The organism is Pseudomonas sp. MC6, from assembly GCF_054790575.1.
Genome location: NZ_CP186504.1, coordinates 4,580,604 through 4,607,212, shown reverse-complemented (window position 1 = coordinate 4,607,212; position 26,609 = coordinate 4,580,604). Strand labels below are relative to the sequence as shown.

Here is a 26,609-nt window from a genome sequence, read left to right as displayed (position 1 = left end):
CCAGTCTTCTTAGAAAAGTTCGGTTAAGCGTCAGCGCACACGCACGTAAGTACCGGGCGCTGCCTCCATCGGTGGATAGTTCGGATTGCCGAGGGTGAACGAGGTTTCGTGCTGGGCGCCGGAGCGTTGTTGAATCCATTCCAGCCACTGCGGCCACCAACTGCCGTCGACGTGCTTGCCGTCGTAGTACCAGGCGCGCGGGTCGCTGCTCATTTTGCCGTTCTCGACGTACGCGGCTTTCGGGTTGCTTGGCGGGTTGAGAATGCTCTGCACATGGCCGCTGTTGGACAGCAAGAAACGCCGCTCGCCACCGAGCAGCAGGGTCGAGCGATACACCGCATCCCACGGTGTGATGTGGTCGTTCATGCCGGCGACGCTGAAGCTGTCGACGGTGACTTTCTGCAGATCGATCGGCGTGCCACAGACCTCAAGTCCACCCGGATGGGTCAGCGGGTTGTGCTTGAAGAAGTCCAGCAAGTCGCCGTGAAACGCGGCGGGCAGACGGGTGTTGTCGTTGTTCCAGTAGAGGATGTCGAAGGCCGGCGGCTCTTTGCCCAGCAGGTAGTTGTTGACGAAGTAGCTCCAGATCAGATCGTTGGGGCGCATCCAAGCGAAGACCTTGGCCATGTCGCGACCTTCGAGCACGCCTTTCTGATAGGAGCGACGCTTGGCCGCTTCGAGGGTTTGCTCATCGGCAAACAGCGTAGCCGAGGTTTCGATTTCGCTGTCGAGCAGGCTGACCAGATACGTCGCGCTGGAAACCCTTCGCAGCTGCCGCTTGGCCTGCAAATGCCCTTGCAGCGCGGCGATGGTCAGCCCGCCAGCGCAGGCGCCCATCAGGTTGACCTCGCGGGCGCCGGTGATCGCCCGGCAGATGTTCATCGCTTCTTCCACAGCCTCGACGTAGGTCGACAGGCCCCATTCGCGATGGCGCACATCCGGGTTGCGCCAACTGATCATGAACGTCTGCAAACCGTTTTTCAGGGCGTACTGGACGAAGCTGTTGTGCGGGCTCAGGTCGAAAATGTAGTACTTGTTGATTTGCGGCGGCACCACCAGCAGCGGCTTGGCGTACTGCTTTTCGCTCATCGGTTTGTACTGGATCAGTTCCAGCATCTCGTTGCGAAACACCACCGAGCCGGTGGTGGTGGCGACGGTTTTGCCGACCTCGAAAGCCTGTTTGGTCACCTGACGTGGCAAGCCGTCGTTGTGCAGCAGGTCATCGAACAAATGACTGAGACCGCGCACCAGGCTGTGCCCACCGGAGTTGAACAGCTCCTTGACCGCCAGTGGATTGAGCAGGGTGTTCGACGGCGCCACGGCGTCGTTGAGCAGGGTGAAGGCGAAGTGCGCACGAGCGCGATCGTCCGGGCTCATGTTGCTTTCATCGATCCAGCTTTTGACCTGCTTCTGCCAGGCCAGATAGGCCTGCAGGCTACGCCGGTAAAACGGGTTGAGGCTCCACGCCGGATCGGCGAAGCGGCTGTCGTTCGGATTGGTCGGGTGCAGAGTTTCGCCGAGCAGCACGCGGCCCAATTGGCCGCCGAGTTTCAAGGCATGCTTCGCACTGTGGATCGGGTTACGCAGGCCATGGGCTGCCACATTGCGCAAGGTCGAAATCAAATCCCGCCCACGCAGGCCGGTGATCGCACTTTGTGCGTTGATGAACACGGCGGGGCTGGGCACTACGCCCGTCGCTGGTTTGTCGCGCATGACTCAACACTCCTTCGTCTTCAGGCCAAAAACAAACTCACCGAACCAGAACACCATAGACGCTGTTGCGGGTTGTTGCCTGCGCGGCGTCCTGCCGCGCACTCTTTGCCAAAGGCCTGCATAAAGCCTGCCGCCGGGTTTAACCGCCGAGCGGTGTCGGATGCGGATGCATCACCGCGCGCTGACGTTCCTCCTGGAGGAATTTCATGATGATCGGCGCCACCGCTTCGGCGCGGGTAATCAGGAACAGATGACCGTCGTCGATGATGTGCAGTTGGGCGTTGGGAATGCGCCAGGCGAGCATGCGCATGTTGATCAGCGGGATCAGCGGATCGTCATCGCCGGCCAGCACCAGCGTCGGCTGATGGATCTTGTGCAGCCAGTGAATGCTGGTCCAGCCCAAGCCGGCGAACAGTTGCCAGTAGTAACCGAGCTTGCCCGCCGAACGCACTTTCGCGGCGTGGCTGGCCGCCAGCGTCGGGTCGCGACGGAACGAGCCGCCGTAGATCAGCGGGGCGATGCGGATCACATGGGACGGCTGGATGTAGCGCCGGGGACTGGCCATCATCCACAGCACTTTCGGTTTGCCCGGCACCATCACCGCACCGGCAGCGGTCGCCGCCAGCACCAGTTTCTTGCAGCGCTCGGGGTAGTCGTAGGCGAACTGCTGCGCGAGCGCGCCGCCCCACGACACGCCAATGACGTTGACCTGACCGTAGTCGAGGTAATCGAGCATGCGCGAGGTCAGCTTGGCCAGACCGGGAAAGCGATACGGCCGGTTCGGCGTCGAGGAACCGCCGACACCGGGCACGTCGAAGGCGATCACTTCCAGATCTGGATCCAGTGCCGCGACAAACGGAAACACCAGCTCCAGGTTGGCGCCGATGCCGTTGAAAATCAGCAAGGGCGTCAAGTGAGGCTTGCCGGGGCGTACCGCCGTGCGGAGGGTCTGGCCATCCAGATCGACGGTACGGAATATGAACGGTTGCGGCATGCGTCAGGCCCTGTGGATTTCAAGTACACCCCGCCCCCTGTGTAGTAGCTGCCGAAGGCTGCGATCTGTTGATCTTGATTTTAAAAACAGAATCAAAAGATCGCAGCCTGCGGCAGCTCCTACATTGGGCCGGGTGTGTCAGTTACCGCTCGTGAACGTAAGTGCCCGGCGAGGCTTCACCCGCCGGATACGCTTTATTGCCCAGTTTCAGCGGGGCCTTTTTCAGGTTGCCCGAGCGCTCGGCCTGCCACGTCTGCCAGTACAGCCACCAGGAGTCGGTGTGCTTGGTCGAGTTCTCTTGCCATTCATCGGCATTGGCAGCCACTTCTTCGCTGGTCATGTAGCGCGATTTCGGGTTGCCCGGCGGGTTCAGAATGCTCTGGATATGCCCACTGCTCGACAGCACGAATTCCACTTTGCCGCCGAACAACTGCGCCGACTTGTAGCAGGACTTCCACGGCGTGATGTGGTCGTTGGTGCCGGCCAGCGAGAAGATATCGGCCGTGACCTGCTTGAGGTCGATCGGCGTGCCGCACACTTCCAGTGCATTCGGGCGGATCAGTGGGTTGTTTTTGAACATCTCGATCAGGTCGCCGTGGAACGCAGCGGGCAACCGGGTGGTGTCGTTGTTCCAGAACAGGATGTCGAACACCGGCGGCTCATTGCCGAGCAGGTAGTTGTTGACCCAGTAGTTCCAGATAAGGTCGTTGGGACGCATCCAGGCGAAGACCTTGGCCATGTCTTTGCCTTCGAGCACGCCGGCCTGGTACGAATGGCGCTTGGCGGTCTCCAGAGTCTGCTCGTCGACGAACAGGGCGACGTCGCTGTCCAGCGTCGTGTCGAGCACGCTGACCAGCAGCGTGAGGGCATTGACCTTCTTCTCGCCGATCGCCGCGTAATGGCCGAGCAGGGCGGTGCAGGTGATGCCGCCGGAGCAGGCGCCGAGCATGTTCACGTCTTTGCTGCCGGTAATCGCGGTGACCACGTCGACGGCTTCTTTCAGCGCGTCGATATAGGTCGACAGGCCCCACTCGCGCTGTGCTTTGGTCGGGTTGCGCCAGCTGACGATAAACGTCTGCACGTTATTGCGCAGGCAGAAGCGCGCCAGACTCTTGTCCGGGCTCAAATCGAATACGTAGAACTTGTTGATCTGCGGCGGCACCACCAGCAAAGGGCGCTCGTGGACTTGCTCGGTGATCGGCTTGTACTGGATCAGCTCCAGCACGTCGTTGCGAAACACCACCGCGCCTTCGGTGACGCCGAGGCTCTTGCCGACTTCGAACGCGCCCATGTTGACCTGGCTCGGCATGCCGCCGTTGTGCACCAGATCCTTGGCCAGATGCGAGAGACCGTCGAGCAGGCTTTTGCCGCCGGTTTCGAAGAAGCGTTTCACGGCGGCCGGGTTGGCGGCGGTGTTGGTCGGGGCCATGGCTTCGGTCATCAGGTTGATGACAAAGTGGCCGCGGGCAATGTCTTTGGGTGACAGGCTGCTGTCATCGATCCAGGCATGGAGTTCCTTGCGCCACGCCAGGTAAGTTTGCAGATAACGTTTGTAGAGCGGGTTCTGGCTCCACGCAGGATCAGCGAAGCGACGGTCATCGCCAGCCGGTTGCAGTTCGGATTTTCCAAACAACACGTTCTTCAGTTCGAGGCCGAAATGGGTGACGTGCTTGACGCTATGGATCGGTTGTCTGATGGCCTGTTTCAGCACCATACGAGCAGAGGCCAGCAGATCCTTTCCGCGTAGCCCAACGACGGGATTAAGCCCCAGGGTGTTTTCCGAGGCTTGGTACTTCAGGTCATCGTTATTCTTGTTACTCATCTACGACGCTCCATTGTCCTGAGACGAGTACCCGGTTTTCTGCTGTGCAGTTCCACAGCCAATGCCAGGTACTACTGCTCGGGTGACCGTTAATTCTGCATAGCTGCTTTACAGTCGTAGAGCACTGCAGGGAACTTGCCAGCTCCATTGGTTACCCGAGTTTAATTTTTTTCGCAAGCGGGCCGATCCTCGGCCACACAGCGGAGCATTCAAACAGATGAATTTAGAAAATGCCCTCTAATGAGCGCAAGGCTCGGGCTAGAGCATCAGCTTGACGATCGACTCGTTCGGGTCGCGGGTTTTTCCGGCGGCTTTGAGCTCGGCCAGATAATCGGCCCAGAGTGCGTCATAACGTCGCCCCAGCTCGTAGAGATAATCCCAGGTGAACAAGCCGCTGTCGTGACCGTCGTCGAAGGTCAGTTTCAGTGCGTAGTGACCGGCCGGTTCCAGCTTGCTCAGACCGACGTTGATCTTGCCGAATTGCAGGATCGGTTTGCCGTGGCCCTGGACCTCGGCGGAGGGCGAATGCACGCGCAGGAATTCGGCGGGCAGGGTGTATTCCTCGCCGGACGCGTAGGTGAGCGTCAGGGTTTTCGAGGCTTTGTGCAGTTTGATGTCGGTAGGAATCATAAAAACAGCCTTGAGCTGCAAGCAACAAGCTGCAAGCTTAACTCAGCTTGCCGCTTGTAGCTCGGAGCTTGCCGCTTTACAGAATATAACGGGACAGGTCTTCGTTCTTCGCCAATTCGCCGAGGTGGCTGTTGACGTATTCGGCGTCGATCAGAATCGGCTTCTCATCGTGGGTGCTGGCCAGATCGCCGGCACTGAACGACACCTCTTCGAGCAAACGCTCAAGCAGCGTGTGCAGACGACGGGCACCGATGTTCTCGGTCTTCTCGTTGACCTGCCAGGCGATCTCCGCCAGACGCTTGATGCCTTCCGGCTGGAACTGGATGTTCAGGCCTTCGGTTTTCAGCAGCGCGCAGTATTGCTCGGTGAGCGAAGCGTGCGGTTCGCTGAGGATGCGCTCGAAGTCCGACGGGCTCAGGGCTTTGAGTTCGACGCGGATCGGCAGGCGACCTTGCAGCTCAGGCACCAGATCGCTCGGCTTGCTCAGGTGGAACGCACCGGACGCGATGAACAGGATGTGGTCAGTCTTGACCATGCCCAGTTTGGTGTTGACGGTGCAGCCTTCGATCAGCGGTAGCAGGTCGCGCTGTACGCCTTCACGGGAGACATCGGCGCCGCCGACATTGCCACGTTTGGCGACTTTGTCGATCTCGTCGATGAACACGATGCCGTGCTGCTCAACCGCTTCCAGCGCTTTGGCCTTCAGCTCTTCTTCATTGACCAGACGCCCGGCTTCTTCGTCGCGCACCAGTTTCAGCGCTTCTTTGACCTTGAGCTTGCGCGCCTTCTTCTTGCCCTTGCCCATGTTGGCGAACAGCGACTGCAACTGGTTGGTCATCTCTTCCATGCCAGGCGGCGTGGCGATTTCGATGCCGGCAACTTCGGCGACTTCGATCTCGATTTCCTTGTCGTCCAGCTGACCTTCGCGCAGGCGCTTGCGGAACAGCTGACGAGTGTTGGAATCGCTACTCGGCGCTTCTTCATTGCTGAAGCCCATGCGCGCCGGCGGCAGCAGTGCGTCGAGGATACGATCCTCGGCAGCATCTTCAGCGCGATGGCGAACGCGGGTCATTTCCTGCTCGCGGAGCATCTTGATCGCAGCGTCGGCCAGATCACGGATGATCGACTCGACGTCGCGGCCAACGTAGCCGACTTCGGTGAACTTGGTCGCTTCGACCTTGATGAACGGCGCGTTGGCCAGTTTCGCCAGACGACGGGCGATTTCGGTTTTACCGACACCGGTCGGGCCGATCATCAGGATGTTCTTCGGGGTCACTTCAACGCGCAGCTCTTCAGGCAGCTGCATGCGGCGCCAGCGGTTGCGCAGGGCAATCGCGACGGCGCGCTTGGCATCGTCCTGGCCGATGATGTGGCGGTTGAGTTCGTGGACGATTTCGCGGGGAGTCATGGACATAATAATTGACGGTCCTCAAGCAGAAACAAGCCGTGGCACAGGGCCGCGTCAGGCTTATTCAGCGAGATCCTGCTCCTCAATGGTCTGAGTGTGGTTGGTGAATACACAGATGTCGCCGGCGATGCCAAGGGCGGTTTCGACGATTTCGCGGGCCGACAGGTCGGTCTTTTTCAGCAGCGCGCTGGCGGCGGCTTGCGCATAGCCGCCGCCGGAACCCATGGCGATCAGGCCATCTTCAGGTTCGACCACGTCACCGTTGCCGGTGATGATCAGCGAGGCGTCTTTGTTGGCCACCGCGAGCATGGCTTCGAGGCGGCTCAGGGAGCGGTCGGTGCGCCATTCTTTGGCGAGTTCGACAGCGGCGCGCACCAGGTGGCCCTGATGTTTTTCAAGCTGGCCTTCGAAACGTTCGAAGAGGGTAAAGGCGTCGGCGGTGGCACCGGCAAAACCGGCGATGACCTGGCCGTGGTACAGGCGACGGACTTTTTTCGCGTTGCCTTTCATCACGGTATTGCCGAGAGAAACCTGGCCGTCGCCGCCCATGACGACTTTGCCGTGACGGCGGACTGAAACGATGGTGGTCAAGGGAAGAGTCTCCACACAGCGGGGCGAAAGTGCCTTATGCCCATTCATATGGGGGTGCTGGAGAGGATTTCAACCGGGGAGGGTGCGCAGGGACGAACGGCGGGTGTTTGATCGGGGGGATCTAGTGCTTGATAAGACGCCTTCGCGAGCAGGCTCGCTCCCACAGGGACTGCGTTATTCCTGTGGGAGCGAGCCTGCTCGCGAATGAACGATGACGCGGTACTACTGGTGGAATCAGCGGCTCTGGCGTTGTTGTAACAACAGGTTGCTGAAGCCGGCGCCGGCCAGTTGTTTCTGCGCGGTGGTCAGTTGTTCGCGGTTGCTGAACGGGCCGACCAGTACGCGGTACCAGGTTTCATCCTTCACTGTGCCGGACTCAACCGCCACCGCCTGACCGAGCAGAATGATCTGCGCGCGGACCTTGTCGGCATCGGTTTCCTTGCGGAACGAGCCGGCCTGCAGGAAGAACTTGGTCACCGGCGCCGCTTTGCTCACTGGTGGCGCTGGCGGTGGGGTAATCCCGGCCAGGGCTGCCTGCGCGCGCGCGGTGTCGATCTTCGCCGCTTCCGCCGGGGTCACCGGCGTGGTCGGGATGGCCGGCACTTGTGGCGTCGGCAAGGTCTTCTCCGGCACGGCGTCCGGCGGCACGATCACCTCTGATTCCGGCAGCAGGGTGTAGAAGTCGTACTTCGGCTTGACCGGTTGCGTCGGGCTCGGCGGGGTCTTGTTGGCCTCGGCAATCTTCGACGCTTTCTGCTGTTGTGCCTGCTCGACCTTCTCACGCTTGACCGTGTCGCTGCCCTTGCCCGGCTCCAGCTTCATCAGGAACACGATGAACGCGCCGACTGTCAGGCCGATGGCCATCCACAGCCAGCCCGGAATCGGTTGCTTCGCAGGAGCTTGGTAACGGCTGGCGCCACGTTTGGGTGCAGGTTTTTTCTTGGCAGCCAACTTACATACGCTCCAGAGTTTCCAGACCCAACAGCTCCAGGCCTTGCTTGAGGGTGCGACCGGTCAGCGCGGCCAGACGCAGACGGCTCTGCATCTGGGCCGGGGTGTCGGCGGCGAGGATCGGGCAGTTCTCATAGAAGCTGGAGAACAGACCGGCAACGTCGTACAGATAAGTACAGAGAATGTGCGGCGTGCCTTTGTCGGACACGTTATTCAGCACTTCACCGAACTGCGCCAGTTTTGCCGCCAGCTCTTGTTCGTGCGCCGCTTCCAATACTATCTGGCCATCGACTTCGCTGAAGTCCTTGCCGAGTTTGCGGAACACACCCGCGACGCGGGTGTAGGCGTACAGCAGGTAAGGCGCAGTGTTGCCTTCGAAATTCAGCATCAGGTCGAAGTTGAAGCTGTAGTCGCTGGTGCGGTGCTTCGACAGGTCGGCGTATTTCACCGCGCCGATGCCGACGACTTTGGCGATGTTGCGTAGTTCGTCTTCGGCCAGCTCCGGGTTCTTCTCTTTCACCAGGCTGTAGGCGCGTTCCTGCGCTTCGGTCAGCAGATCGATCAGCTTCACGGTGCCGCCGTCACGGGTCTTGAACGGACGGCCGTCGGCGCCGTTCATGGTGCCGAAGCCCATGTGCTCCATTTCCATCGGATGGGTGACGAAACCGGCCTTGCGCGCCACGGCAAACACTTGCTGGAAGTGCAGGGCCTGACGCTGATCGACAAAGTACAGCGCGCGATCGGCTTTTAGTTTGCCGCTGCGATAGCGCACGGCTGCCAGGTCAGTGGTGGCGTACAGGTAACCGCCATCAGCCTTGACGATGATCACCGGCAGCGGGTCGCCGTCGGCGTTCTTGAACTCGTCGAGGAACACGCATTGGGCGCCGTTGCTCTCGACCAGCATGCCTGCGGCTTTCAGATCGTTGACCACGTTGATCAGGTCGTCGTTGTAGGCGCTTTCGCCCATCACGTCGGCCATGGTCAGTTTGACGTTGAGCAGTTCGTAGATCTTCTGGCAGTGCGACAGCGAGATGTCCTTGAACTTGGTCCACAGCGCCAGGCACTCGGCATCACCGGCCTGCAGCTTGACCACCAGGCCACGGGCGCAGTCGGCGAATTCTTCGGATTCATCGAAACGTTGTTTGGCGGCGCGGTAGAAGTTTTCCAGATCCGACAGCTCGTCGCTGGTGATCGGGTTTTCCTGCAGATACGCCATCAGCATGCCGAACTGGGTGCCCCAGTCGCCGACGTGGTTCTGACGGATCACTTCGTCGCCAAGGAACTCAAGGACGCGGGCCACGCCGTCGCCGATGATCGTCGAGCGCAAATGGCCGACGTGCATTTCTTTCGCCAGGTTCGGTGCCGACAGGTCGACCACGGTGCGCTGCGCAGGGCCGGCCTTGCGTACGCCAACATGGGCATCAGCCAAGGCAGCGTCGAGACGCGAGGCCAAAGCCTGGGTGTTCTGGAAGAAGTTGATGAAGCCCGGGCCAGCGATTTCGGCTTTGGTGACGTTCTCGTCAGCCGGCAGTGCGGCGATGATTTTTTCCGCCAGATCGCGCGGTTTCATGCCCGCAGGCTTGGCCAGCATCATGGCGATGTTGCTGGCGAAATCACCGTGGGTCTTGTCCCGGGCGTTCTCCACCTGAATCGCCGGCGACAGGCCTTCAGGCAACACACCTTCGTTGACGAGTTGGGTGAGGGCTTGTTGGATCAGCTGGCGAATGGTGTCTTTCATGGTCTTCTCTTTCGACCGCAAGCGCGGCGGGCGCATTGATGCGCGGGTGGAAAAACTGGGCATTATCCGTTGCGAAGACGGGCTTGCCAACCTTAGCAGGCAGGTTATGGATATGTGGTGACATTCAGATCAAAAGATCGCAGCCTTCGGCAGCTCCTACACGGTGATACGCATTTTCCTGTAGGAGCTGCCGAAGGCTGCGATCTTTTGAATTTCAATACAAATCGACGGGATCGACATCCAGCGACCAGCGCACCGCGCGCCCACTCGGCATCTGCTCCAGCACCAGCAACCAACTCGCCAGCAACCGATGCAGCGGCGCCCGCGCCGTCGCCTGCAACAACAACTGCGCGCGATAACGGCCAGCACGGCGCTCCATCGGCGCAGGCACTGGCCCGAGCAATTCGATCCCGCTCAGATTCTGCTCAGCCAGCAAGCGCTCGGCTTCGCTGCACGCCTCATCGAGAAAGCCTTCTGCTTGCCCCGGCTTGTGCGCTTCGGCACGCAACAATGCCAGATGCGCAAACGGCGGCAACCCGGCAGCCCGGCGCTCGCTCAAGGCCTGTTCGGCAAAGGCGAAATAGCCCTGTTCGGTGAGCTGCACCAATAATGGATGGTCGGCGAGGTGCGTCTGAATGATCACCTTGCCCGGTTCTTCTGCTCGCCCGGCACGCCCGGCCACCTGCACGATCAGCTGCGCCATGCGCTCGCTGGCGCGGAAGTCGCCGGAGAACAAACCGCCGTCGGCATCGAGGATCGACACCAGCGTCACTCGTGGAAAGTGGTGCCCTTTCGCCAACATTTGCGTGCCGACCAGAATGCACGGCTGCCCCTTCTGAATCGTCGCGAACAATTGATTCATCGCGTCCTTGCGCGATGTGCTGTCGCGGTCAACGCGCAGCACCGGATAGTCCGGAAAAAGAATCGCCAGGCGTTCTTCGGCGCGCTCGGTGCCGGCGCCCACGGGCCGCAAATCAACCTTGTTGCACTTCGGGCACTGGCGCGGCGTGCGCTCGACATAGCCACAATGGTGGCAACGTAATTCGCCGTAGCGCTGGTGCACGGTCATCCGCGCATCGCAGCGCGAACACTCGGACATCCAGCCGCAATCGTGGCACAGCAACGTCGGTGCAAAACCGCGACGGTTGAGGAACACCAAAACCTGTTGCCCGTTTGCCAGTGTCTGACCGATAGCTTGCTGCATCGGCCCGGAAATGCCGCTGTCCAGTGGGCGGCTTTTTACATCCAGGCGCAGGAAGCGCGGCTGCTTGGCGCCGCCGGCACGTTCATTCAGGCGTAGGAGACCGTAACGGCCGGTGTAGGCGTTGTGCAGACTTTCCAGCGACGGGGTGGCTGAACCCAGCACGATCGGGATGTTTTCCTGGCGGGCACGTACCAGCGCCAGATCGCGGGCGTGGTAGCGCAAACCTTCCTGCTGTTTATAAGAGCCGTCGTGCTCTTCGTCGATGATGATCAGCCCGGGATTCTTCATCGGCGTAAACAGCGCCGATCGGGTACCGATAATAATGTCGGCCTCGCCATCCCGGGCGGCGAGCCAGGCGTCGAGGCGCTCGCGGTCATTGACTGCCGAGTGCAGCAGGGCGATCCGCGCGTTGAAACGCTGCTCGAAGCGCGCCAGGGTCTGCGGGCCGAGGTTGATCTCCGGGATCAGCACCAGCGCCTGCTTGCCGGCTTCGAGGGTTTCGCGGATCAGTTGCAAATAGACTTCGGTCTTGCCGCTGCCGGTAACCCCGGCCAGCAGGAACGCGTGATAACTGTCGAAACCGGCGCGGATCGCCTCATAGGCAGCGCGCTGTTCGGCGTTGAGCGGCAATTCCGGCTGAGCGAGCCAGTGTTCGTGACGCGCGCCCGGGGCATGGCGGCGTATTTCCACTTGCACCAGATTTTTCGCCAGCAACAGATCGAGGCTGTCCTTGCTCAGCATCAGTTTGCTCAGCAACTGATGGGCGACGCCGTGTGGGTGCTGGGCCAGCGTCGCCAGTGCTTCACGCTGACGCGGCGCGCGGGCAACGCGCGGATCATCAAGGCTGGCGCCGGGGGTGATCGACCAGAAACGCTCCTGGCGGGCTTCGGCCAGCTCACCCTGACGCAGCAGGACTGGCAGTGCCCAGTTCAGGGTGTCACCTAGGCTGTGCTGATAATACTGCGAGGTCCACAGGCACAACTTGAAGAGTGCCGGTGGCAGCGGCGGTGTCGCATCGAGCAGGGCCAGCGCCGGCTTGAGTTTCTCCACCGGCACTTCGCTGGTGTCCGTGACCTCGACCAGAATCCCGATCATCTCGCGCCGACCGAACGGCACCCGCAGGCGCATGCCCGGCTGCAATTGCTCGCGCAGTACGCCGGCCGGGGCTCGATAGTCGAACAAGCGGCGCAAGGGCGAAGGCAAGGCGAGGCGCAAGATGGCGTCGGGCACGCGGGGGGATCTCTATCAACAGGCGATTAAAAGGACTGCGTACATAACCTGTGGGAGCGAGCCTGCTCGCGAAAGCGGTGTGTCAGGCGGCTAATATGCTGGCTGATAGATCGTCTTCGCGAGCAGGCTCGCTCCCACAGGGACAGCGCAATGGGCCGGGAGCCTAGCAGACGGTCGGTCTCGGTGACAGCTTGCGTGTTTGAAAAGGTCTGGTAGAATCCGCGGCCTAATTACGTGCGGTATTCAACAATAGTGTTGGATGGCGGCACGCTAGCTGAGGAAGACACCATGAAAGCTGATATCCACCCGAATTACCCAGTCATCGCTGTTACCTGCAGCTGTGGCAACAAGTTCGAAACCCGTTCGACTTTCGGCAAAGCTCTGCCAATCGACGTGTGCAACGAATGCCACCCGTTCTACACCGGTAAGCAGAAGACTCTGGACACCGGTGGTCGCGTTCAGAAGTTCGCAGACCGTTTCGGTGCTTTCGGCAAGAAACCTGCTGCTGCAGAGTAAGGTTGAAGGGCCCGGTGGGCTTTTCCTCATTGCTGAAAAAGGCGTCCCTTGCGGGCGCCTTTTTTGTGTCCGCGTTTTGGCTGTCCGGCGCGCACGCTTTCTGTCCGACGCCTGCGCAGCTGACCAGCGTCACGGTGCAGCGCGTGGTCGATGGTGACACGCTGCGCCTGAGCGACGGTCGCAGCGTGCGGATGATCGGCCTCAACACGCCTGAGCTGGGCAAACAGGGCCGCGGCGATGAACCCTTCGCGGTGGCGGCACGCAAACGCCTGCAAGCGCTGGTCGATGCCAGCGGCGGACGTGTCGGTTTGCGCCCCGGCAAGCAAGCCAAAGACCATTACGGGCGTACGCTTGCGCATATTTACAGCGCCAGCGGCGCCAATCTCGAAGCGCAGATGCTCGCCGATGGCCTCGGTTTCCAGGTCGCCGTTGCGCCGAATGTCGATCTTGTTACCTGTCAGCAAGCCGCCGAACGCAGTGCGCGAAAGGCCGGGCTGGGCCTCTGGCGGCAGTCTCCTGTACTGAAAGCGGAGCAGATCCAGCGCTCGGGTTTTGCTGTGGTCAGTGGGCGTGTGAGCAAGGTTCAGCGCAATCGCGGGGGAATCTGGATCGAGTTGCAGGACGCGCTTGTATTGCGCGTTGCACCCAATCTGGTCGGACAATTCGACAATACCCGGTTGCAGGCGCTGAAAGGCAAGCAGATCGAGGCTCGCGGCTGGATCGTTGATCGCTCGCGGCGCGGCGGATTGCAATCCGGTCAGTCGCGTTGGCTACTTCCGCTGACCGATCCATCGATGTTGCAAACGCCGCGCTGAAGAAAAAATTGTAGACATTTTTTATGTCGATTGTGAACAGTCTAGCCCTTGTGCGCCGTGGCTCTTGGCCCAAAGTCGTAGGGCAGGGCGCTTGACAGGGGTGACCGCTCAGTCTTGTGGGGACTTTGCGAGGCGCGTATCCTCGCTGACCAGTCTGTCCAACAGTAAAAAGCGGAATGCCAAAATGTCTGATCTGAAAACTGCCGCTCTCGAATATCATGCCAATCCTCGTCCAGGGAAGCTGAGTGTCGAGCTCACCAAGGCCACTGCTACCGCTCGCGACTTGTCGCTGGCGTACAGCCCCGGCGTAGCTGAACCAGTGCGTGAGATCGCCCGCGATCCCGAACTGGCCTACAAATACACCGGCAAGGGCAACCTGGTTGCAGTCATTTCCGATGGCACCGCGATTCTCGGTCTGGGCAACCTCGGCCCATTGGCTTCCAAGCCAGTGATGGAAGGTAAAGGCGTACTGTTCAAGCGCTTCGCCGGCATCGACGTTTTCGACATCGAAGTCGACTCCGAAAGCCCGCAAGCCTTCATCGACACGGTAAAACGCATCTCCATCACCTTCGGTGGCATCAACCTGGAAGACATCAAGGCGCCAGAGTGCTTTGAGATCGAACGTGCTCTGATCGAGCAGTGCGACATTCCGGTATTCCACGATGACCAGCACGGCACCGCGATCGTGACCGCTGCGGGCATGATCAACGCCCTGGAAATCGCCGGCAAAACCCTGCCAGACGCCAAGATCGTCTGCCTGGGCGCCGGCGCTGCCGCCATCTCCTGCATGAAACTGCTGGTGAGCATGGGCGCACGCATCGAAAACATCTTCATGGTTGACCGTACCGGCGTGATCCACTCCGGCCGTGACGACCTGAACCAGTACAAAGCAGTATTCGCTCACGCCACCGACAAGCGCAGCCTGGCTGACGCACTGGCAGGCGCTGACGTGTTCGTCGGTCTGTCCGGTCCGAACCTGCTGAGCGCTGAAGGCCTGCTGTCGATGGCGGCCAACCCGATCGTGTTCGCTTGCTCGAACCCGGATCCGGAAATCTCCCCGGAACTGGCGCACGCCACCCGTAGCGACGTGATCATGGCGACCGGCCGTTCGGACTACCCGAACCAGGTCAACAACGTACTGGGCTTCCCGTTCATCTTCCGTGGTGCCCTGGACGTTCGCGCCAAGCGCATCAACGAAGAAATGAAAGTGGCTGCTGCCAACGCCCTGCGTGAACTGGCCAAGCTGCCGGTTCCACAGGACGTGTGCGATGCCTACGGCGGTGCTCCGCTGGAATTCGGCCGTGAGTACATCATTCCGAAGCCAATGGACAAGCGCCTGATCACCCTGATCTCCGACGCTGTAGCCAAGGCCGCGATCGAGACTGGTGTGGCGACCCTGCCGTATCCGAAGAACTACCCGCTGAAAAGCGTGGATGACGTGTTCAACGGCTAAGTCGTTGTAGCGCTTCAACCGAAAGCCCCGGCTCGTGAGAGTCGGGGCTTTTTATTGCCTGAAGATCAAGAGCCCCCTCACCCTAACCCTCTCCCGGAGGGAGAGGGGACTAACCGAGTCGTCTGGGGTTATATGCCGACCTGAAAGAGTGGTGTCGATTATGGATTCGGCACAGCACGTTCAGGTCGGCATCCCTCACCAGCATCCCCCAATCAGTTCCCTCTCCCTCCGGGAGAGGGCTAGGGTGAGGGGCTGTTGATCTTCAGCCATAAAAAAGCCCCGCACTTCAATCGAAGGCGGGGCTTTTCAATGCCGCTGGATCAGAACAAATCGATCGGCGCCTGCTCATCCGCCGGCAACGGGCTGCCCGGCGCCGTACCATTGCCCAGTTCATTCACCGACGGCGGCGTGTCTTCGGACTTGAATAGCTCGAAGTACGCGCCCGGCGTGCTCGGCGTCGCCGCACGGCCACTGACCGGATCCACACGCAAGCTCAGCAAACCTTCCGGCTCAGGCTGCACGTGCGGCGGCTTGTCCTTGAGCGCAGCCGACATGTAGTTCATCCAGATCGGCAGCGCCACGGTGCCGCCGAACTCACGACGGCCGAGGCTTTCCGGCTGGTCGAAACCGGTCCAGACCGTGGTCACGTAATCGGCGTTGTAACCAGAGAACCAGGCATCTTTCGATTCGTTGGTGGTACCGGTTTTACCGGCGATATCGCTGCGGCCCATGGCCAATGCGCGACGGCCGGTGCCGAGCTTGATCACGTCCTGCAACATGCTGTTGAGGATATACGTGGTGCGGCCGTCGACAATTCGTTCAGCCACGGCCGGCGCTTGCGGTACCGCTGCGTTGCCTGGCGCTTCACCCGCAACCGGTGCGGCGTTGACCGTAAAGGATTCGGTATTCGGTGCCGCGATACCGTCCGTCGCCGAACCACCCTGAGGCACAGTCGGCGGGTTGGCGACGAACAGCGTGTCGCCGTTACGGCTTTCGATCTTGTCGATGATGTACGGGGTGATCTTGTAGCCGCCGTTGGCGAACGTACTCCAACCGGTGGCAATCTCCATCGGTGTCAGCGTTGCGGTGCCCAGCGCCAGCGACAGGTTTGGGGGCAGGTCCTGCTTGTTGAAGCCGAAGCGGGTGATGTAGTCGATGGTCTTGCCCACGCCCATCGCCTGCAGCAAGCGGATCGATACGAGGTTGCGCGACTTGTAAAGCGCTTCACGCAAGCGGATCGGGTCGAGGAAGGTGTTGGTGTCGTTCTTCGGACGCCAGACCTTGTCAAGGTACTCGTCGACGAACACGATCGGTGCGTCGTTGACCAGCGTGGCAGCGGTGTAGCCGCTGTCCAGCGCAGCGCTGTAGACGAACGGCTTGAAGCTCGAACCCGGCTGACGCTTGGCCTGCATCGCGCGGTTATAGTTGCTCTGTTCGAAGGCGAAACCGCCGACCAGCGAGCGAATCGCACCGTTCTGCGGATCCAGCGACACCAGCGCACCTTGCGCTTGTGGAATCTGGCTGAATTTCAGCGAATTGTCTTTCTGACGCTGCACGCGAACCAGATCACCGACCGCCGCGACATCCGACGGCTGGCGCGGATTGGCGCCCATGCTGTTGGTGTTGAGGAACGGTCGTGCCCATTTCATGGTGTCCCAGGCGACGTGTTCTTCGCCGGTGCGGGTCAGCACTTGCAGACCGTTCTTGTCGACCTGAGTGACGATGGCCGGTTCGAGGCTGCTGATGGTGCGTTGTTTGGTCAGCTCACTGGCCCAGGCTTCGCGAGTCTTGCCCGGCAGGCGCGACTCGGGGCCGCGGTAGCCATGGCGCTGGTCGTAGGTCATCAAGCCTTCGTGCAGCGCGGTGTTGGCCATTTCCTGCAGGTTGCTCGGCACCGTGGTGGTGACGCGGAAACCTTCGGTGTAAGCATCGCTGCCATAACGGCCGACCATTTCGGCACGGGCCATTTCGGCAATGTACGGCGCGTTCACTTCCGGGGTCGGCACGTGATAGCTGGCGTTCAGCGGTTCGTTGATCGCGGCGGTGTAATCCGCTTCGGTGATCTTGCCGAGCTTGTACATGCGCCCGAGGATCCAGTCGCGACGCTCTTTACTGCGCGCCGGGTTGGCCAACGGGTTGAAGCGCGACGGCGCTTTCGGCAGGCCGGCGATCATTGCCATCTGCGCCAGGCTGACATCACGGATCGACTTGCCGTAATACACCTGCGCCGCCGCCTCGATGCCATAGGCACGGTTACCCAGATAGATCTTGTTGACGTACAGCTCAAGGATCTCGTCCTTGGTCAGTTGTCGTTCGATCTGCAGGGCCAGCAGAATTTCGGTGGTTTTGCGCGAGAAGCTGCGTTCGCTGGTCAGGAAGAAGTTCTTCGCCACCTGCATGGTGATCGTGCTGCCGCCGGACTGAATGTGCCCGCTTTTGACCAGTTGGGTCGCCGCACGCATCAGGCTGCTCGGATCGACGCCATAGTGGTTGGCGAAATTGTCGTCTTCAGCACTTAGTAACGCATTAATGAAATTGGGCGGAATGTCGGCGAAACGGATCGGTGTGCGGCGCATTTCGCCAAATTCGGCGATCAACTTGTTGTCGCTACTGTAGACCCGCAATGGAATCTGCAACTGAATGCTTCGCAGAGCCTCCACAGAAGGCAAACCCGGACTAAGGTAAAGAAACGCGCCGCTGAGACCTAAAAGCAGTCCGCAGAAAACGGCGACGATGGACCAACCGAAAAATTTCAGCAGACGAATCAAGGCTTTTGGACATCCAGTGCAAAGAATGAATTTGGCGACGGGGTTCCGGCTACACACAGAACCATCCGCGCAGGCAGTAAAAAGCGGAAAAAAACGCTGGGCATTATAAGCACTTTTCTGCTGGGGGCGTCATTTGCGCTTCTGTCAAGACGGGGTGAAGGAACGCAATGCGTATTACAGAGTCCGTAACTCACGGAAAGTCATAGGGAATTGGTAGTGCTGGGACTCTTCAATAAAAAGACCAATACGTTACTGGGGATCGACATCAGCTCTACGTCAGTGAAGCTGCTGGAACTGAGCCGTCAGGGTGATCGCTACCGGGTCGAGGCGTACGCGGTAGAGCCATTGCCGGTCAACGCCGTGGTCGAAAAGAACATCGCCGAGCTTGAAGGCGTCGGCCAGGCCCTGAGCCGGGTGCTGGTCAAGGCGCGCACCGGGCTCAAAAGCGTGGCGGTCGCGGTGGCCGGTTCCGCCGTGATCACCAAAGTCATCGAAATGGACGCCGGGCTGACCGACGACGAACTGGAAAACCAGCTCAAGATCGAAGCCGACCAATACATTCCCTATCCGCTGGACGAAGTCGCCATCGATTTCGAAGTCCAGGGCGTTTCGCCGCGCAACCCTGAACGAGTCAACGTGCTGCTGGCAGCTTGTCGCAAGGAAAACGTCGAAGTCCGTGAAGCGGCGCTGGCACTCGCCGGGCTGACTGCGCGGGTCGTTGATGTCGAAGCCTATGCGCTGGAGCGCTCTTTCGGGTTGCTCGCCACGCAACTGGCGGCCACGCAAGAGCGGCTCACTGTCGCCGTCGTCGATATCGGCGCGACCATGACCACCCTTAGCGTCTTGCACAACGGCAAGATCATCTACACCCGCGAACAATTGTTTGGCGGTCGGCAATTGACCGAGGAGATCCAGCGGCGTTATGGCCTCACCCTCGAGCAGGCGGGGCTGGCGAAAAAACAGGGCGGCCTGCCCGATGATTACATCAGCGAGGTCTTGCAGCCGTTTCGAGAGGCGCTGGTCCAGCAGGTGTCGCGCTCGCTGCAGTTCTTCTTCGCTTCCGGGCAATACAACGCGGTCGACCACATTCTGCTGGCTGGCGGCACGGCGTCGGTATCCGGGCTGGATCGGCTGATCGAGCAGCGCCTGAACACGCCAACGCAAGTGGCCAACCCGTTTGCCAACATGGCCTTGAGCAGCAAGGTCAACGCCGGAGCGCTGGCCAGTGACGCGCCGGCCCTGATGATCGCCTGCGGGCTCGCGCTCAGGAGTTTCGACTGATGGCGCGGATCAACCTCCTGCCCTGGCGCGAAGAGCGCCGTGAAGAACGGCGCAAACACTTCCTGCTGGCCTTGATCGGTGTTGTCGTCGGCTCGGTCGGTGCGGTGCTGATTGCCGATCAGGTCATCAGTGCGGCCATTGAGCGGCAAGTGGCGCGCAACGACTACATCGGCAAGCAGATCGCCGTGGTCGACGAACGGATCAGACAGATCAGCGATCTCAAGGCGCGCCGTCAGCAACTGGTCGAACGCATGCGCATCATCCAGGACTTGCAGGGCAACCGGCAGATCAGCGGGCGGATCTTCGATCAACTGGCACGTTCGCTGCCGGACGGGGTGTATTTCACCGACGTGAAGATGGTTGGCAAGACTCTGTCGATCAGTGGTGCTGCAGAATCGAACAACCGGGTCTCCGAGCTGATGCGTAATCTGGATGCCTCCGACTGGTTCGACGCGCCGAGCCTCAATGAGGTGAAAGCGACGACCGCAGGCCAGGTGGATGAGGCCAACACCTTTGAACTGACCGTTCGGCAGACCCAGCCCAAGACCTTGGAGGACGAGCAATGAAGCCGTCCGAATGGCTGGAAAGTCTGCGCGATATCGATTTCAACGACCTCGATACGAGCAACATCGGCTCGTGGCCGGCGGCAGTGAAAGCCATCGCCGGGGCGCTGTTGATGGTGCTGGTATTGGCGTTTGGCTATAACTTTTTCATCAGTGATATGGAAAACCAGCTGGAGGCCAAGCGCGAGGAAGAGGCCGCGCTCAAGGAGCAGTTCGCCAGCAAGGCTCGCCTGTCAGCCAATCTTGAGTTGTACACCCAGCAAATGAAGGAGATGGAAAACACCTTCGGCGTGTTGTTGCGGCAATTGCCCAGTGACACCGAAGTGCCGGGTTTGCTCGAGGACATCACCCGCACTGGCCTGGGCAGTGGTCTGGAGTTTGAAGAGATCAAACTGCTGCCGGAGGTCACTCAGCAGTTCTACATAGAGCTGCCGATTCAGATCACCGTCACCGGCGCCTATCACGACCTCGCGACCTTCGTCAGCGGCGTGGCCGGCCTGCCGCGCATCGTTACCCTGCATGACTTCGAACTGGCGCCTGCAAATAAAGAAGGCGGGCCGAAGTTACGCATGAGCATCCTTGCCAAGACCTACCGGTACAACGACAAGGGGCTGCAGAAATGAGCCCGATTCGTTGTATCGCGTTGTCGATGACGCTGCTTGCGTTGAACGGTTGTGGTGGCAGCGATGACTTCAGTGACCTCGACGCCTACCTGAATGAAGTGCGCCTGCGCCCGGCAGGCAAGATTGAACCAACCCCGACATTCCGGTCTTACCCAACATTCACTTACAGCGCGGCCAACCTGCGCAGTCCGTTCTCGCGACAGGTGCGCGTTGATCTGGCCGGGCAGAAACACGGGTCACGCAACGTCAAACCCGACCCCAACCGGGTCAAGCAATACCTCGAAGGTTTCAACATCGAGCAGTTCGAGATGGTCGGCACGATTGCCAATGCTTCCGGCTCCTTCGCGCTGCTGCGCGGTGCTGGCGGCGTGCATCGGTTGAAAGTCGGCGATTACCTGGGGCGCAACGACGGACGTATCGTCGCCATCAGTGCCACCCAGGTCGATGTGGTCGAAATCGTTCCCGACGGCGAAGGCGCCTGGCTGGAGCGTCCGCGCACCATTCCTTTGAAAGAGCACTCATAGTGGAAGTCGAACAATGAACAGGATTTTCTCCACCCTCGGTTTTTCGCTATGGATAGCGCTGATGTCGCCGATGGTACTCGCGGCCAATCTGAAGACGCTGGATGTGGCAGCGTTGCCGGGTGATCGCGTCGAGCTGAAGTTGTCGTTCGACGGCCCGCCGCCGCAACCCAAGGGCTACACCACTGAATCGCCGGCGCGGATCGCCCTGGATCTGCCCGGTGTCGCCAGTCAGTTGGCCAGCAAGAATCTTGATCTGGGCAGTGGCAATGCGCGCACGGCCACGGTGGTCGAGGCCAAGGATCGGACTCGGTTGATCGTCAGCCTCACGCAACTGGCGCCTTACAACACGCGGGTCGAAGGCAATAACCTGTTCGTGGTGGTCGGTCAGGGCGCACCGGCAGCGGCGCCGCGTCCTGCTGCCGTTGCACCTCGTGCTACTGCTAAAGCGGTTGCGCCCGCCAAGGCCTTTGTGCCGAAAAACCGGGCGATTCGCGGTGTGGACTTCCAGCGCGGTACGGCAGGTGAAGGCAATGTCGTCATCGACCTGTCCGACCCGACCATTGCCCCGGATATCCAGGAGCATGACGGCAAGATCATCCTCAGCTTTGCCCGCACGCAGTTGCCGGACAAGCTGCGGGTGCGCCTTGACGTCAAGGATTTCGCCACCCCGGTGCAGTTCGTCAATGCCGGAGTGACCGCTGATCGCACGGTTATTACCGTTGAACCCAGTGGTACTTACGAGTACTCGACCTTCCAGACCGACAACAAACTGACCGTCAGCGTCCGCCCTATGACGGTCGATGACCTGCAAAAGCGCAACGCCGATCGTCAGGCTTACGTCGGCGAAAAGCTTTCGCTGAATTTCCAGGACATTGATGTGCGCTCGGTGCTGCAACTGATCGCCGACTTCACCAACCTCAACCTTGTCGCCAGCGACACGGTGCAGGGTGGCATCACTTTGCGCCTGCAAAACGTGCCGTGGGATCAGGCGCTGGATCTGGTGCTGAAAACCAAAGGTCTGGATAAACGCAAGATCGGCAACGTGCTGCTGGTGGCTCCCGCCGATGAAATCGCTGCCCGCGAGCGCCAGGAACTGGAGTCGCAGAAGCAGATTGCCGAGCTGGCGCCGTTGCGCCGTGAACTGCTGCAAGTGAACTACGCGAAGGCGGCGGACATCGCCAAGCTGTTCCAGTCGGTGACCAGTGCCGAGGCTAAAATCGATGAGCGCGGTTCGATTACCGTCGATGAGCGAACCAACAACATCATTGCCTACCAGACTCAGGATCGTCTCGACGAACTGCGGCGGATCGTGGCGCAGCTGGATATTCCGGTGCGTCAGGTGATGATCGAGGCGCGGATCGTCGAGGCTAACGTCGATTACGACAAAAGCCTGGGCGTACGCTGGGGCGGGTCGATCCAGAACAAGGGTAACTGGAACACTTCGGGCGTCAGTAATGGCTCATCGACCACCATCGGCACACCAGGCAGCACCAGCACCAACTCGCCGTTCGTCGACATGGGGACCGTGGGTAATACCTCGGGGATCGGCATTGCCTTCATCACTGACAATGTCTTGCTCGATCTCGAGCTGACAGCGATGGAGAAAACCGGCAACGGTGAAATCGTCTCGCAGCCGAAAGTGGTCACCTCCGACAAGGAAACCGCAAAAATCCTCAAAGGCACCGAGATTCCTTATCAGGAAGCCAGCTCAAGCGGCGCGACGTCGGTGTCGTTCAAGGAGGCCTCGCTGTCACTGGAAGTCACCCCGCAGATCACCCCCGACAACCGCATCATCATGGAGGTCAAGGTCACCAAGGACGAACCGGATTACCTGAACAAAGTGCAGGATGTGCCGCCGATCAAGAAAAACGAGGTCAACGCCAAGGTGCTGGTCAACGACGGCGAAACCATCGTGATTGGCGGTGTTTTCTCAAATACTCAAAGCAAGGTCGTAGATAAGGTGCCATTTCTTGGCGATGTGCCGTATCTTGGCCGCCTTTTCCGGCGTGATGTGGTTTCGGAGAAAAAATCCGAGCTGCTGGTATTTCTCACACCACGTATCATGAATAACCAGGCGATTGCTGTGAGTCGTTGATTCTGTGCGAAATTTGATTCTTGTAGGACCGATGGGTGCTGGTAAAAGCACCATCGGCCGGTTACTGGCCAAAGAGCTGCGCCTGCCGTTCAAAGATTCCGACAAGGAAATTGAGCTGCGCACGGGCGCCAATATCCCGTGGATCTTCGACAAGGAAGGCGAACCCGGCTTTCGTGACCGTGAGCAGGCGATGATCGCCGAGCTGTGCGCGTTCGATGGCGTGGTGTTGGCGACCGGCGGTGGTGCAGTCATGCGCGATGCCAATCGCAAAGCCCTGCATGAGGGCGGGCGAGTGGTGTATCTGCACGCCTCCGTCGAGCAGCAGGTCGGCCGCACTTCGCGTGACCGCAATCGACCGTTGCTGCGCACTGCCAATCCGGAGAAAACCCTGCGCGACCTGCTGGCGATTCGTGATCCGCTCTATCGGGAAATCGCCGATCTGGTGGTGGAAACCGACGAACGGCCGCCACGCATGGTCGTACTCGATATTCTCGATCGTCTGGCGCAGTTGCCTCCCCGTTAAAGCATCGCTCGAAATGCGCTATCCTCGGCGTCCTGTCACAGCCCGCCGAGGTTGTGGCGGATGGCGTGCGAGCGGCGTCATACCCGCTATAGGCCGCAGATAACCAATAATTCAGGGCAGGACGCCTGCTTCCATCTTCACTGTGGGGACACATGCAGACACTCAAGGTCGATCTAGGCGAGCGCAGCTACCCGATTCATATTGGCGAAGGTTTGTTGGATCAGCCCGAGTTGCTGGCACCGCATATTCATGGGCGGCAGGTGGCAATCATCTCCAACGAGACCGTTGCGCCGCTCTATCTCGAACGTCTGACTCGCAGCCTGGCGCAGTACTCGGTGATCTCCGTGGTGCTGCCGGACGGCGAAGCCTTCAAGAACTGGGAAACCCTGCAACTGATCTTCGACGGTCTGCTGACCGCCCGTCATGATCGCCGCACCACAGTGATCGCCCTCGGCGGCGGTGTGATCGGCGACATGGCCGGTTTCGCCGCTGCCTGTTACCAGCGCGGCGTCGACTTCATCCAGATTCCCACCACATTGCTGTCCCAGGTCGATTCGTCGGTGGGCGGCAAGACCGGCATCAACCATCCGCTGGGCAAGAACATGGTCGGCGCGTTCTATCAGCCGAACGTGGTGCTGATCGATACGGCGTCCCTGAAAACCCTGCCAGAGCGCGAGCTGTCCGCCGGTCTGGCCGAAGTCATCAAGTACGGTCTGATCTGCGATGAGCCGTTCCTGACCTGGCTCGAAGACAACGTCGATGCCCTGCGGGCGCTGGATCAGAAAGCCCTGACTTACGCGATCGAGCGCTCTTGCGCAGCCAAGGCTGCGGTGGTCGGTGCCGATGAGAAGGAAACCGGGGTGCGCGCCACGCTCAACCTCGGCCACACCTTCGGCCACGCCATCGAGACCCACATGGGCTATGGTGTCTGGTTGCACGGGGAAGCGGTCGCGGCTGGCACCGTGATGGCGCTGGAGATGTCCGCGCGGCTCGGCTGGATCAGCGAGCAGGAGCGTGATCGCGGTATTCGTCTGTTCCAGCGCGCTGGCCTGCCGGTGGTGCCGCCAACTGAAATGACCGAAGCCGATTTTCTTCAACACATGGCAATCGACAAAAAAGTGATCGACGGTCGTCTGCGCCTGGTGCTGCTGCGCCGGATGGGCGAAGCGGTAGTGACCGACGATTATCCGAAAGAGGTTCTACAGGCCACGCTGGGAGCGGATTACCGCGCCCTGGCTCAGCTTAAAGGTTAATAAGATTCCGATGACTAGTTTGCATGCCGACGAGGCGTTTCTCGGCCATTTCCAGTTAAGTCACGACCCGTTCGCGCCACGCGTTCCGGGTTTCAAGTTCTTCCCGGCCCAGCGCAAGCCGGTGCTGGGTCAACTGCATCACTTGGCGCGTTACAGCCAGTTGTTGTTGGTGGTCACTGGTCCTCAGGGTAGCGGCAAGACTTTGCTGCGTCAGGCCTTGGTCGCCAGCACCAACAAGCAATCGGTGCAGAGCGTGGTGGTTTCCGCCCGTGGCGCCGGCGATGCAGCCGGTGTGCTGCGCCAAGTGGCGCAGGCGCTGAACGTTGCTCAGGCCGAAGTGGGCGCGATTCTGGATCAGGTGGTGCAACTTGCGCTGACCGGCCAGGAAGTCTATCTACTGGTAGATGACGCCGAGCAGCTCGACGAATCCGCTCTGGAAGCGCTGATGGCGTTGGGTGCCGGCGCACCGGAAGGTCGCCCGCACGTGTTCCTGTTCGGCGAGTCGTCGCTGATCGCTCAGCTCGAGGCTTTGCACCTTGAGGAAGAGCGGTTCCACGTCATCGAATTGCAGCCGTACACCGAAGAAGAGACCCGCGAGTATCTCGACCAACGGCTCGAAGGTGCAGGCCGGGGTGTCGAACTTTTCACCGCGGATCAGATCTCTGATATTCACGAAAGTGCCGAGGGTTGGCCGGGCAATATCAACCAGGTCGCTCGCGATGCTCTGATCGAAGTCATGATTGCCAGCCGCTCAGCGGTCAAGCGTCCAAGTATGGGGTTCAACATGCCGAAGAAACACGTATTGGCGATTTCCGCCGTCGTTGTGGTCGCGGTCGCCGCCGCCTGGCTGATGCCGGGTCGCAACAAGGCGCCGACCACCGGTGCACCGGCCAATGAACAGGCACAGTTGCCATTGGGCCAGGGCGCAGCCAATGGCGGCGCGCCGAACGTCGAGTTCGCCGGTAATACACAGCCGATGCCGTTGCCGCTGGTCGGCAACTCTCAGCCAGTGATGCGCGGCCCGCTGGCCGAAGCGGCCGGTGGCATTACCGAAGGCGACGATGGTGTGCCGCTGGAAGGTTCCAGCGATACCCCGCCGACCGTCACCACTTCCGCACCGCCTGCGGGCGTTCCGGCCGGTCCTGCACCGACTCCGGTTCCATTGCCAGCCGCCAAGCCGACGCCGGCGCCGACGCAAGTTGCCACCGCCAAGCCTGCTCCGGCCGCGCCAGTCGCCAAACCTGCTCCAGCGCCAGCCAAGCCAGCCGCTGCTGCCAAACCGGCCGAGAAGCCGGTGACCGTCGCCAAGGCTGCCGGTGGCAGCTGGTACGCGGGTCAGCCGACCGGCAACTACGTGGTACAGATCCTCGGCACCAGCTCTGAAGCCACTGCGCAAAACTTCGTCAAAGAGCAGGGCGGCGAGTACCGTTATTTCAAGAAAGTGCTCAACGGCAAACCTCTCTATGTGATCACCTACGGCAACTTTGCCAATCGTGATGCAGCCGTTTCTGCCATCAAGGCCTTGCCAGCGAAGGTTCAGGCTGGTAAACCTTGGCCTCGCACTGTCGCCAGCGTCCAACAGGAACTGGCAACAACTCGCTGAAGATTCGGCGGCCTTACCCAGGCCGCCTCTCCAAGCACCTCAAAATTTCTACGAGTGCGCGCTTCCTTCCAGGTCGCGTGCCTTGTGGTGTCTGCGTCACAGTAGTCTTTGAGTCGTTGCGGTCAAAATTAAAAAAGTTTTGACTAGCACAGCAGATCGCTTTAAACCTTTCACAAATGCGACATGAATTTGCGACATTTCGTCGTCAAATTTGTGAGCCTCTGTGTCGCTGTGTACAATGACCACCCTTTTGCCCCTGCTAAGCTGGCGTACGTTCGGCGCGGGATGCAAGTGGTTGAATTGAAAAGAAA

22 protein-coding genes are annotated in these 26,609 nt (G+C 60.3%); 12 read left to right on the top strand and 10 right to left on the bottom strand.

Annotation, left to right across the window (positions count from 1 at the left end; translation table 11 throughout):
* Positions 1-30 precede the first annotated feature (30 nt).
* The 8 genes from phaC (ACOYXE_RS20520) to argS form a co-directional block, all read right to left on the bottom strand.
* Positions 31-1,713, bottom strand: coding sequence for a class II poly(R)-hydroxyalkanoic acid synthase (gene phaC / locus ACOYXE_RS20520; RefSeq protein ID WP_160055080.1), 1,683 nt, complete (start codon positions 1,711-1,713; stop codon positions 31-33).
* 139 nt (positions 1,714-1,852) lie between these two features.
* Positions 1,853-2,707, bottom strand: a complete 855-nt coding sequence (phaZ, locus tag ACOYXE_RS20515) for a poly(3-hydroxyalkanoate) depolymerase (RefSeq protein ID WP_034152967.1) — start codon at positions 2,705-2,707, stop codon at positions 1,853-1,855.
* Positions 2,708-2,849: 142 nt separating this feature from the next.
* Positions 2,850-4,529, bottom strand: a complete 1,680-nt coding sequence (phaC, locus tag ACOYXE_RS20510) for a class II poly(R)-hydroxyalkanoic acid synthase (protein ID WP_077570403.1) — start codon at positions 4,527-4,529, stop codon at positions 2,850-2,852.
* A 258-nt stretch (positions 4,530-4,787) separates the two neighbouring features.
* Complete coding sequence (locus tag ACOYXE_RS20505) at positions 4,788-5,159, bottom strand: gamma-butyrobetaine hydroxylase family protein (protein ID WP_141127262.1); 372 nt, start codon at positions 5,157-5,159, stop codon at positions 4,788-4,790.
* A gap of 76 nt (positions 5,160-5,235) precedes the next feature.
* On the bottom strand, positions 5,236-6,573 hold the full coding sequence (gene hslU / locus ACOYXE_RS20500; protein WP_160055086.1) for an ATP-dependent protease ATPase subunit HslU: 1,338 nt from the start codon (positions 6,571-6,573) through the stop codon (positions 5,236-5,238).
* Positions 6,574-6,627: 54 nt separating this feature from the next.
* Positions 6,628-7,158: an ATP-dependent protease subunit HslV gene (gene hslV, locus ACOYXE_RS20495; protein ID WP_016984593.1), complete on the bottom strand. Its 531-nt coding sequence runs from the start codon at positions 7,156-7,158 to the stop codon at positions 6,628-6,630.
* 234 nt (positions 7,159-7,392) lie between these two features.
* Complete coding sequence (locus tag ACOYXE_RS20490) at positions 7,393-8,109, bottom strand: SPOR domain-containing protein (protein WP_007909385.1); 717 nt, start codon at positions 8,107-8,109, stop codon at positions 7,393-7,395.
* Position 8,110: 1 nt separating this feature from the next.
* Complete coding sequence (argS, locus tag ACOYXE_RS20485; protein WP_460926511.1) at positions 8,111-9,847, bottom strand: arginine--tRNA ligase; 1,737 nt, start codon at positions 9,845-9,847, stop codon at positions 8,111-8,113.
* Between argS and ACOYXE_RS20480 the strand changes: the two genes are divergently transcribed.
* Complete coding sequence (locus ACOYXE_RS20480; protein ID WP_256677627.1) at positions 9,846-9,968, top strand: hypothetical protein; 123 nt, start codon at positions 9,846-9,848, stop codon at positions 9,966-9,968. The genes argS and ACOYXE_RS20480 overlap by 2 nt on opposite strands.
* Before the next feature lie 93 nt (positions 9,969-10,061).
* Here ACOYXE_RS20480 and ACOYXE_RS20475 read toward each other — a convergent pair whose 3' ends face one another.
* Positions 10,062-12,281, bottom strand: a complete 2,220-nt coding sequence (locus tag ACOYXE_RS20475) for a primosomal protein N' (RefSeq protein WP_160055092.1) — start codon at positions 12,279-12,281, stop codon at positions 10,062-10,064.
* 288 nt (positions 12,282-12,569) lie between these two features.
* Between ACOYXE_RS20475 and rpmE the strand changes: the two genes are divergently transcribed.
* From rpmE to ACOYXE_RS20460, 3 genes are all read left to right on the top strand, one after another.
* Positions 12,570-12,797: a 50S ribosomal protein L31 gene (rpmE, locus tag ACOYXE_RS20470; protein ID WP_007909403.1), complete on the top strand. Its 228-nt coding sequence runs from the start codon at positions 12,570-12,572 to the stop codon at positions 12,795-12,797.
* A gap of 14 nt (positions 12,798-12,811) precedes the next feature.
* Positions 12,812-13,612 carry a thermonuclease family protein gene (locus ACOYXE_RS20465; protein ID WP_160055095.1) on the top strand — a complete coding sequence of 267 codons (801 nt, stop codon included), beginning with the start codon at positions 12,812-12,814 and terminating at the stop codon, positions 13,610-13,612.
* Positions 13,613-13,796: 184 nt separating this feature from the next.
* Positions 13,797-15,065: a malic enzyme-like NAD(P)-binding protein gene (locus ACOYXE_RS20460; protein ID WP_038360054.1), complete on the top strand. Its 1,269-nt coding sequence runs from the start codon at positions 13,797-13,799 to the stop codon at positions 15,063-15,065.
* Positions 15,066-15,385: 320 nt separating this feature from the next.
* On the opposite strand, the gene ACOYXE_RS20455 is transcribed toward ACOYXE_RS20460, so the two are convergent.
* The gene (locus ACOYXE_RS20455) at positions 15,386-17,830 is read right to left on the bottom strand and encodes a penicillin-binding protein 1A (RefSeq protein WP_460929865.1); all 2,445 of its coding nucleotides are present in this window, start codon (positions 17,828-17,830) and stop codon (positions 15,386-15,388) included.
* Between the two features lie 219 nt (positions 17,831-18,049).
* Here ACOYXE_RS20455 and ACOYXE_RS20450 point away from each other — a divergent pair, with 219 nt between their 5' ends.
* The 8 genes from ACOYXE_RS20450 (at position 18,050) to ACOYXE_RS20415 (ending at position 26,298) form a co-directional block, all read left to right on the top strand.
* Positions 18,050-19,114, top strand: a complete 1,065-nt coding sequence (locus tag ACOYXE_RS20450; RefSeq protein ID WP_160055101.1) for a pilus assembly protein PilM — start codon at positions 18,050-18,052, stop codon at positions 19,112-19,114.
* Complete coding sequence (locus ACOYXE_RS20445; protein ID WP_160055104.1) at positions 19,114-19,680, top strand: PilN domain-containing protein; 567 nt, start codon at positions 19,114-19,116, stop codon at positions 19,678-19,680. Before ACOYXE_RS20450 ends, ACOYXE_RS20445 begins: the two co-directional genes overlap by 1 nt.
* Positions 19,677-20,300 (top strand): type 4a pilus biogenesis protein PilO, encoded by a 624-nt coding sequence (pilO, locus tag ACOYXE_RS20440; protein ID WP_460926510.1) that lies wholly within the window; start codon positions 19,677-19,679, stop codon positions 20,298-20,300. The genes ACOYXE_RS20445 and pilO overlap by 4 nt, the downstream gene beginning before the upstream one ends.
* Positions 20,297-20,824, top strand: coding sequence for a pilus assembly protein PilP (locus tag ACOYXE_RS20435; RefSeq protein ID WP_160055109.1), 528 nt, complete (start codon positions 20,297-20,299; stop codon positions 20,822-20,824). The genes pilO and ACOYXE_RS20435 overlap by 4 nt, the downstream gene beginning before the upstream one ends.
* A gap of 13 nt (positions 20,825-20,837) precedes the next feature.
* Complete coding sequence (gene pilQ / locus ACOYXE_RS20430) at positions 20,838-22,919, top strand: type IV pilus secretin PilQ (protein WP_160055111.1); 2,082 nt, start codon at positions 20,838-20,840, stop codon at positions 22,917-22,919.
* 4 nt (positions 22,920-22,923) lie between these two features.
* Positions 22,924-23,442 carry a shikimate kinase AroK gene (gene aroK / locus ACOYXE_RS20425; RefSeq protein ID WP_011332081.1) on the top strand — a complete coding sequence of 173 codons (519 nt, stop codon included), beginning with the start codon at positions 22,924-22,926 and terminating at the stop codon, positions 23,440-23,442.
* A 152-nt stretch (positions 23,443-23,594) separates the two neighbouring features.
* Positions 23,595-24,695: a 3-dehydroquinate synthase gene (gene aroB / locus ACOYXE_RS20420; RefSeq protein ID WP_160055114.1), complete on the top strand. Its 1,101-nt coding sequence runs from the start codon at positions 23,595-23,597 to the stop codon at positions 24,693-24,695.
* Between the two features lie 10 nt (positions 24,696-24,705).
* Positions 24,706-26,298, top strand: coding sequence for an AAA family ATPase (locus tag ACOYXE_RS20415; protein WP_160055117.1), 1,593 nt, complete (start codon positions 24,706-24,708; stop codon positions 26,296-26,298).
* The last annotated feature ends 311 nt before the right edge of the window (positions 26,299-26,609 follow it).

Excerpts from the sequence above, each read along its gene's own strand:
- ACOYXE_RS20435 (WP_160055109.1), top strand. The coding sequence starts at position 20,297 with ATGAGCCCGATTCGTTGTATCGCGTTGTCGATGACGCTGCTTGCGTTG.
- ACOYXE_RS20415 (WP_160055117.1), top strand. The coding sequence starts at position 24,706 with ATGACTAGTTTGCATGCCGACGAGGCGTTTCTCGGCCATTTCCAGTTA.
- phaC (WP_077570403.1), bottom strand. The coding sequence starts at position 4,529 with ATGAGTAACAAGAATAACGATGACCTGAAGTACCAAGCCTCGGAAAAC.
- pilQ (WP_160055111.1), top strand. The coding sequence starts at position 20,838 with ATGAACAGGATTTTCTCCACCCTCGGTTTTTCGCTATGGATAGCGCTG.
- phaZ (WP_034152967.1), bottom strand. The coding sequence starts at position 2,707 with ATGCCGCAACCGTTCATATTCCGTACCGTCGATCTGGATGGCCAGACC.
- ACOYXE_RS20460 (WP_038360054.1), top strand. The coding sequence starts at position 13,797 with ATGTCTGATCTGAAAACTGCCGCTCTCGAATATCATGCCAATCCTCGT.
- ACOYXE_RS20445 (WP_160055104.1), top strand. The coding sequence starts at position 19,114 with ATGGCGCGGATCAACCTCCTGCCCTGGCGCGAAGAGCGCCGTGAAGAA.
- aroB (WP_160055114.1), top strand. The coding sequence starts at position 23,595 with ATGCAGACACTCAAGGTCGATCTAGGCGAGCGCAGCTACCCGATTCAT.
- pilO (WP_460926510.1), top strand. The coding sequence starts at position 19,677 with ATGAAGCCGTCCGAATGGCTGGAAAGTCTGCGCGATATCGATTTCAAC.
- argS (WP_460926511.1), bottom strand. The coding sequence starts at position 9,847 with ATGAAAGACACCATTCGCCAGCTGATCCAACAAGCCCTCACCCAACTC.
- rpmE (WP_007909403.1), top strand. The coding sequence starts at position 12,570 with ATGAAAGCTGATATCCACCCGAATTACCCAGTCATCGCTGTTACCTGC.
- ACOYXE_RS20505 (WP_141127262.1), bottom strand. The coding sequence starts at position 5,159 with ATGATTCCTACCGACATCAAACTGCACAAAGCCTCGAAAACCCTGACG.
- hslU (WP_160055086.1), bottom strand. The coding sequence starts at position 6,573 with ATGTCCATGACTCCCCGCGAAATCGTCCACGAACTCAACCGCCACATC.
- phaC (WP_160055080.1), bottom strand. The coding sequence starts at position 1,713 with ATGCGCGACAAACCAGCGACGGGCGTAGTGCCCAGCCCCGCCGTGTTC.
- ACOYXE_RS20480 (WP_256677627.1), top strand. The coding sequence starts at position 9,846 with ATGGTCTTCTCTTTCGACCGCAAGCGCGGCGGGCGCATTGATGCGCGG.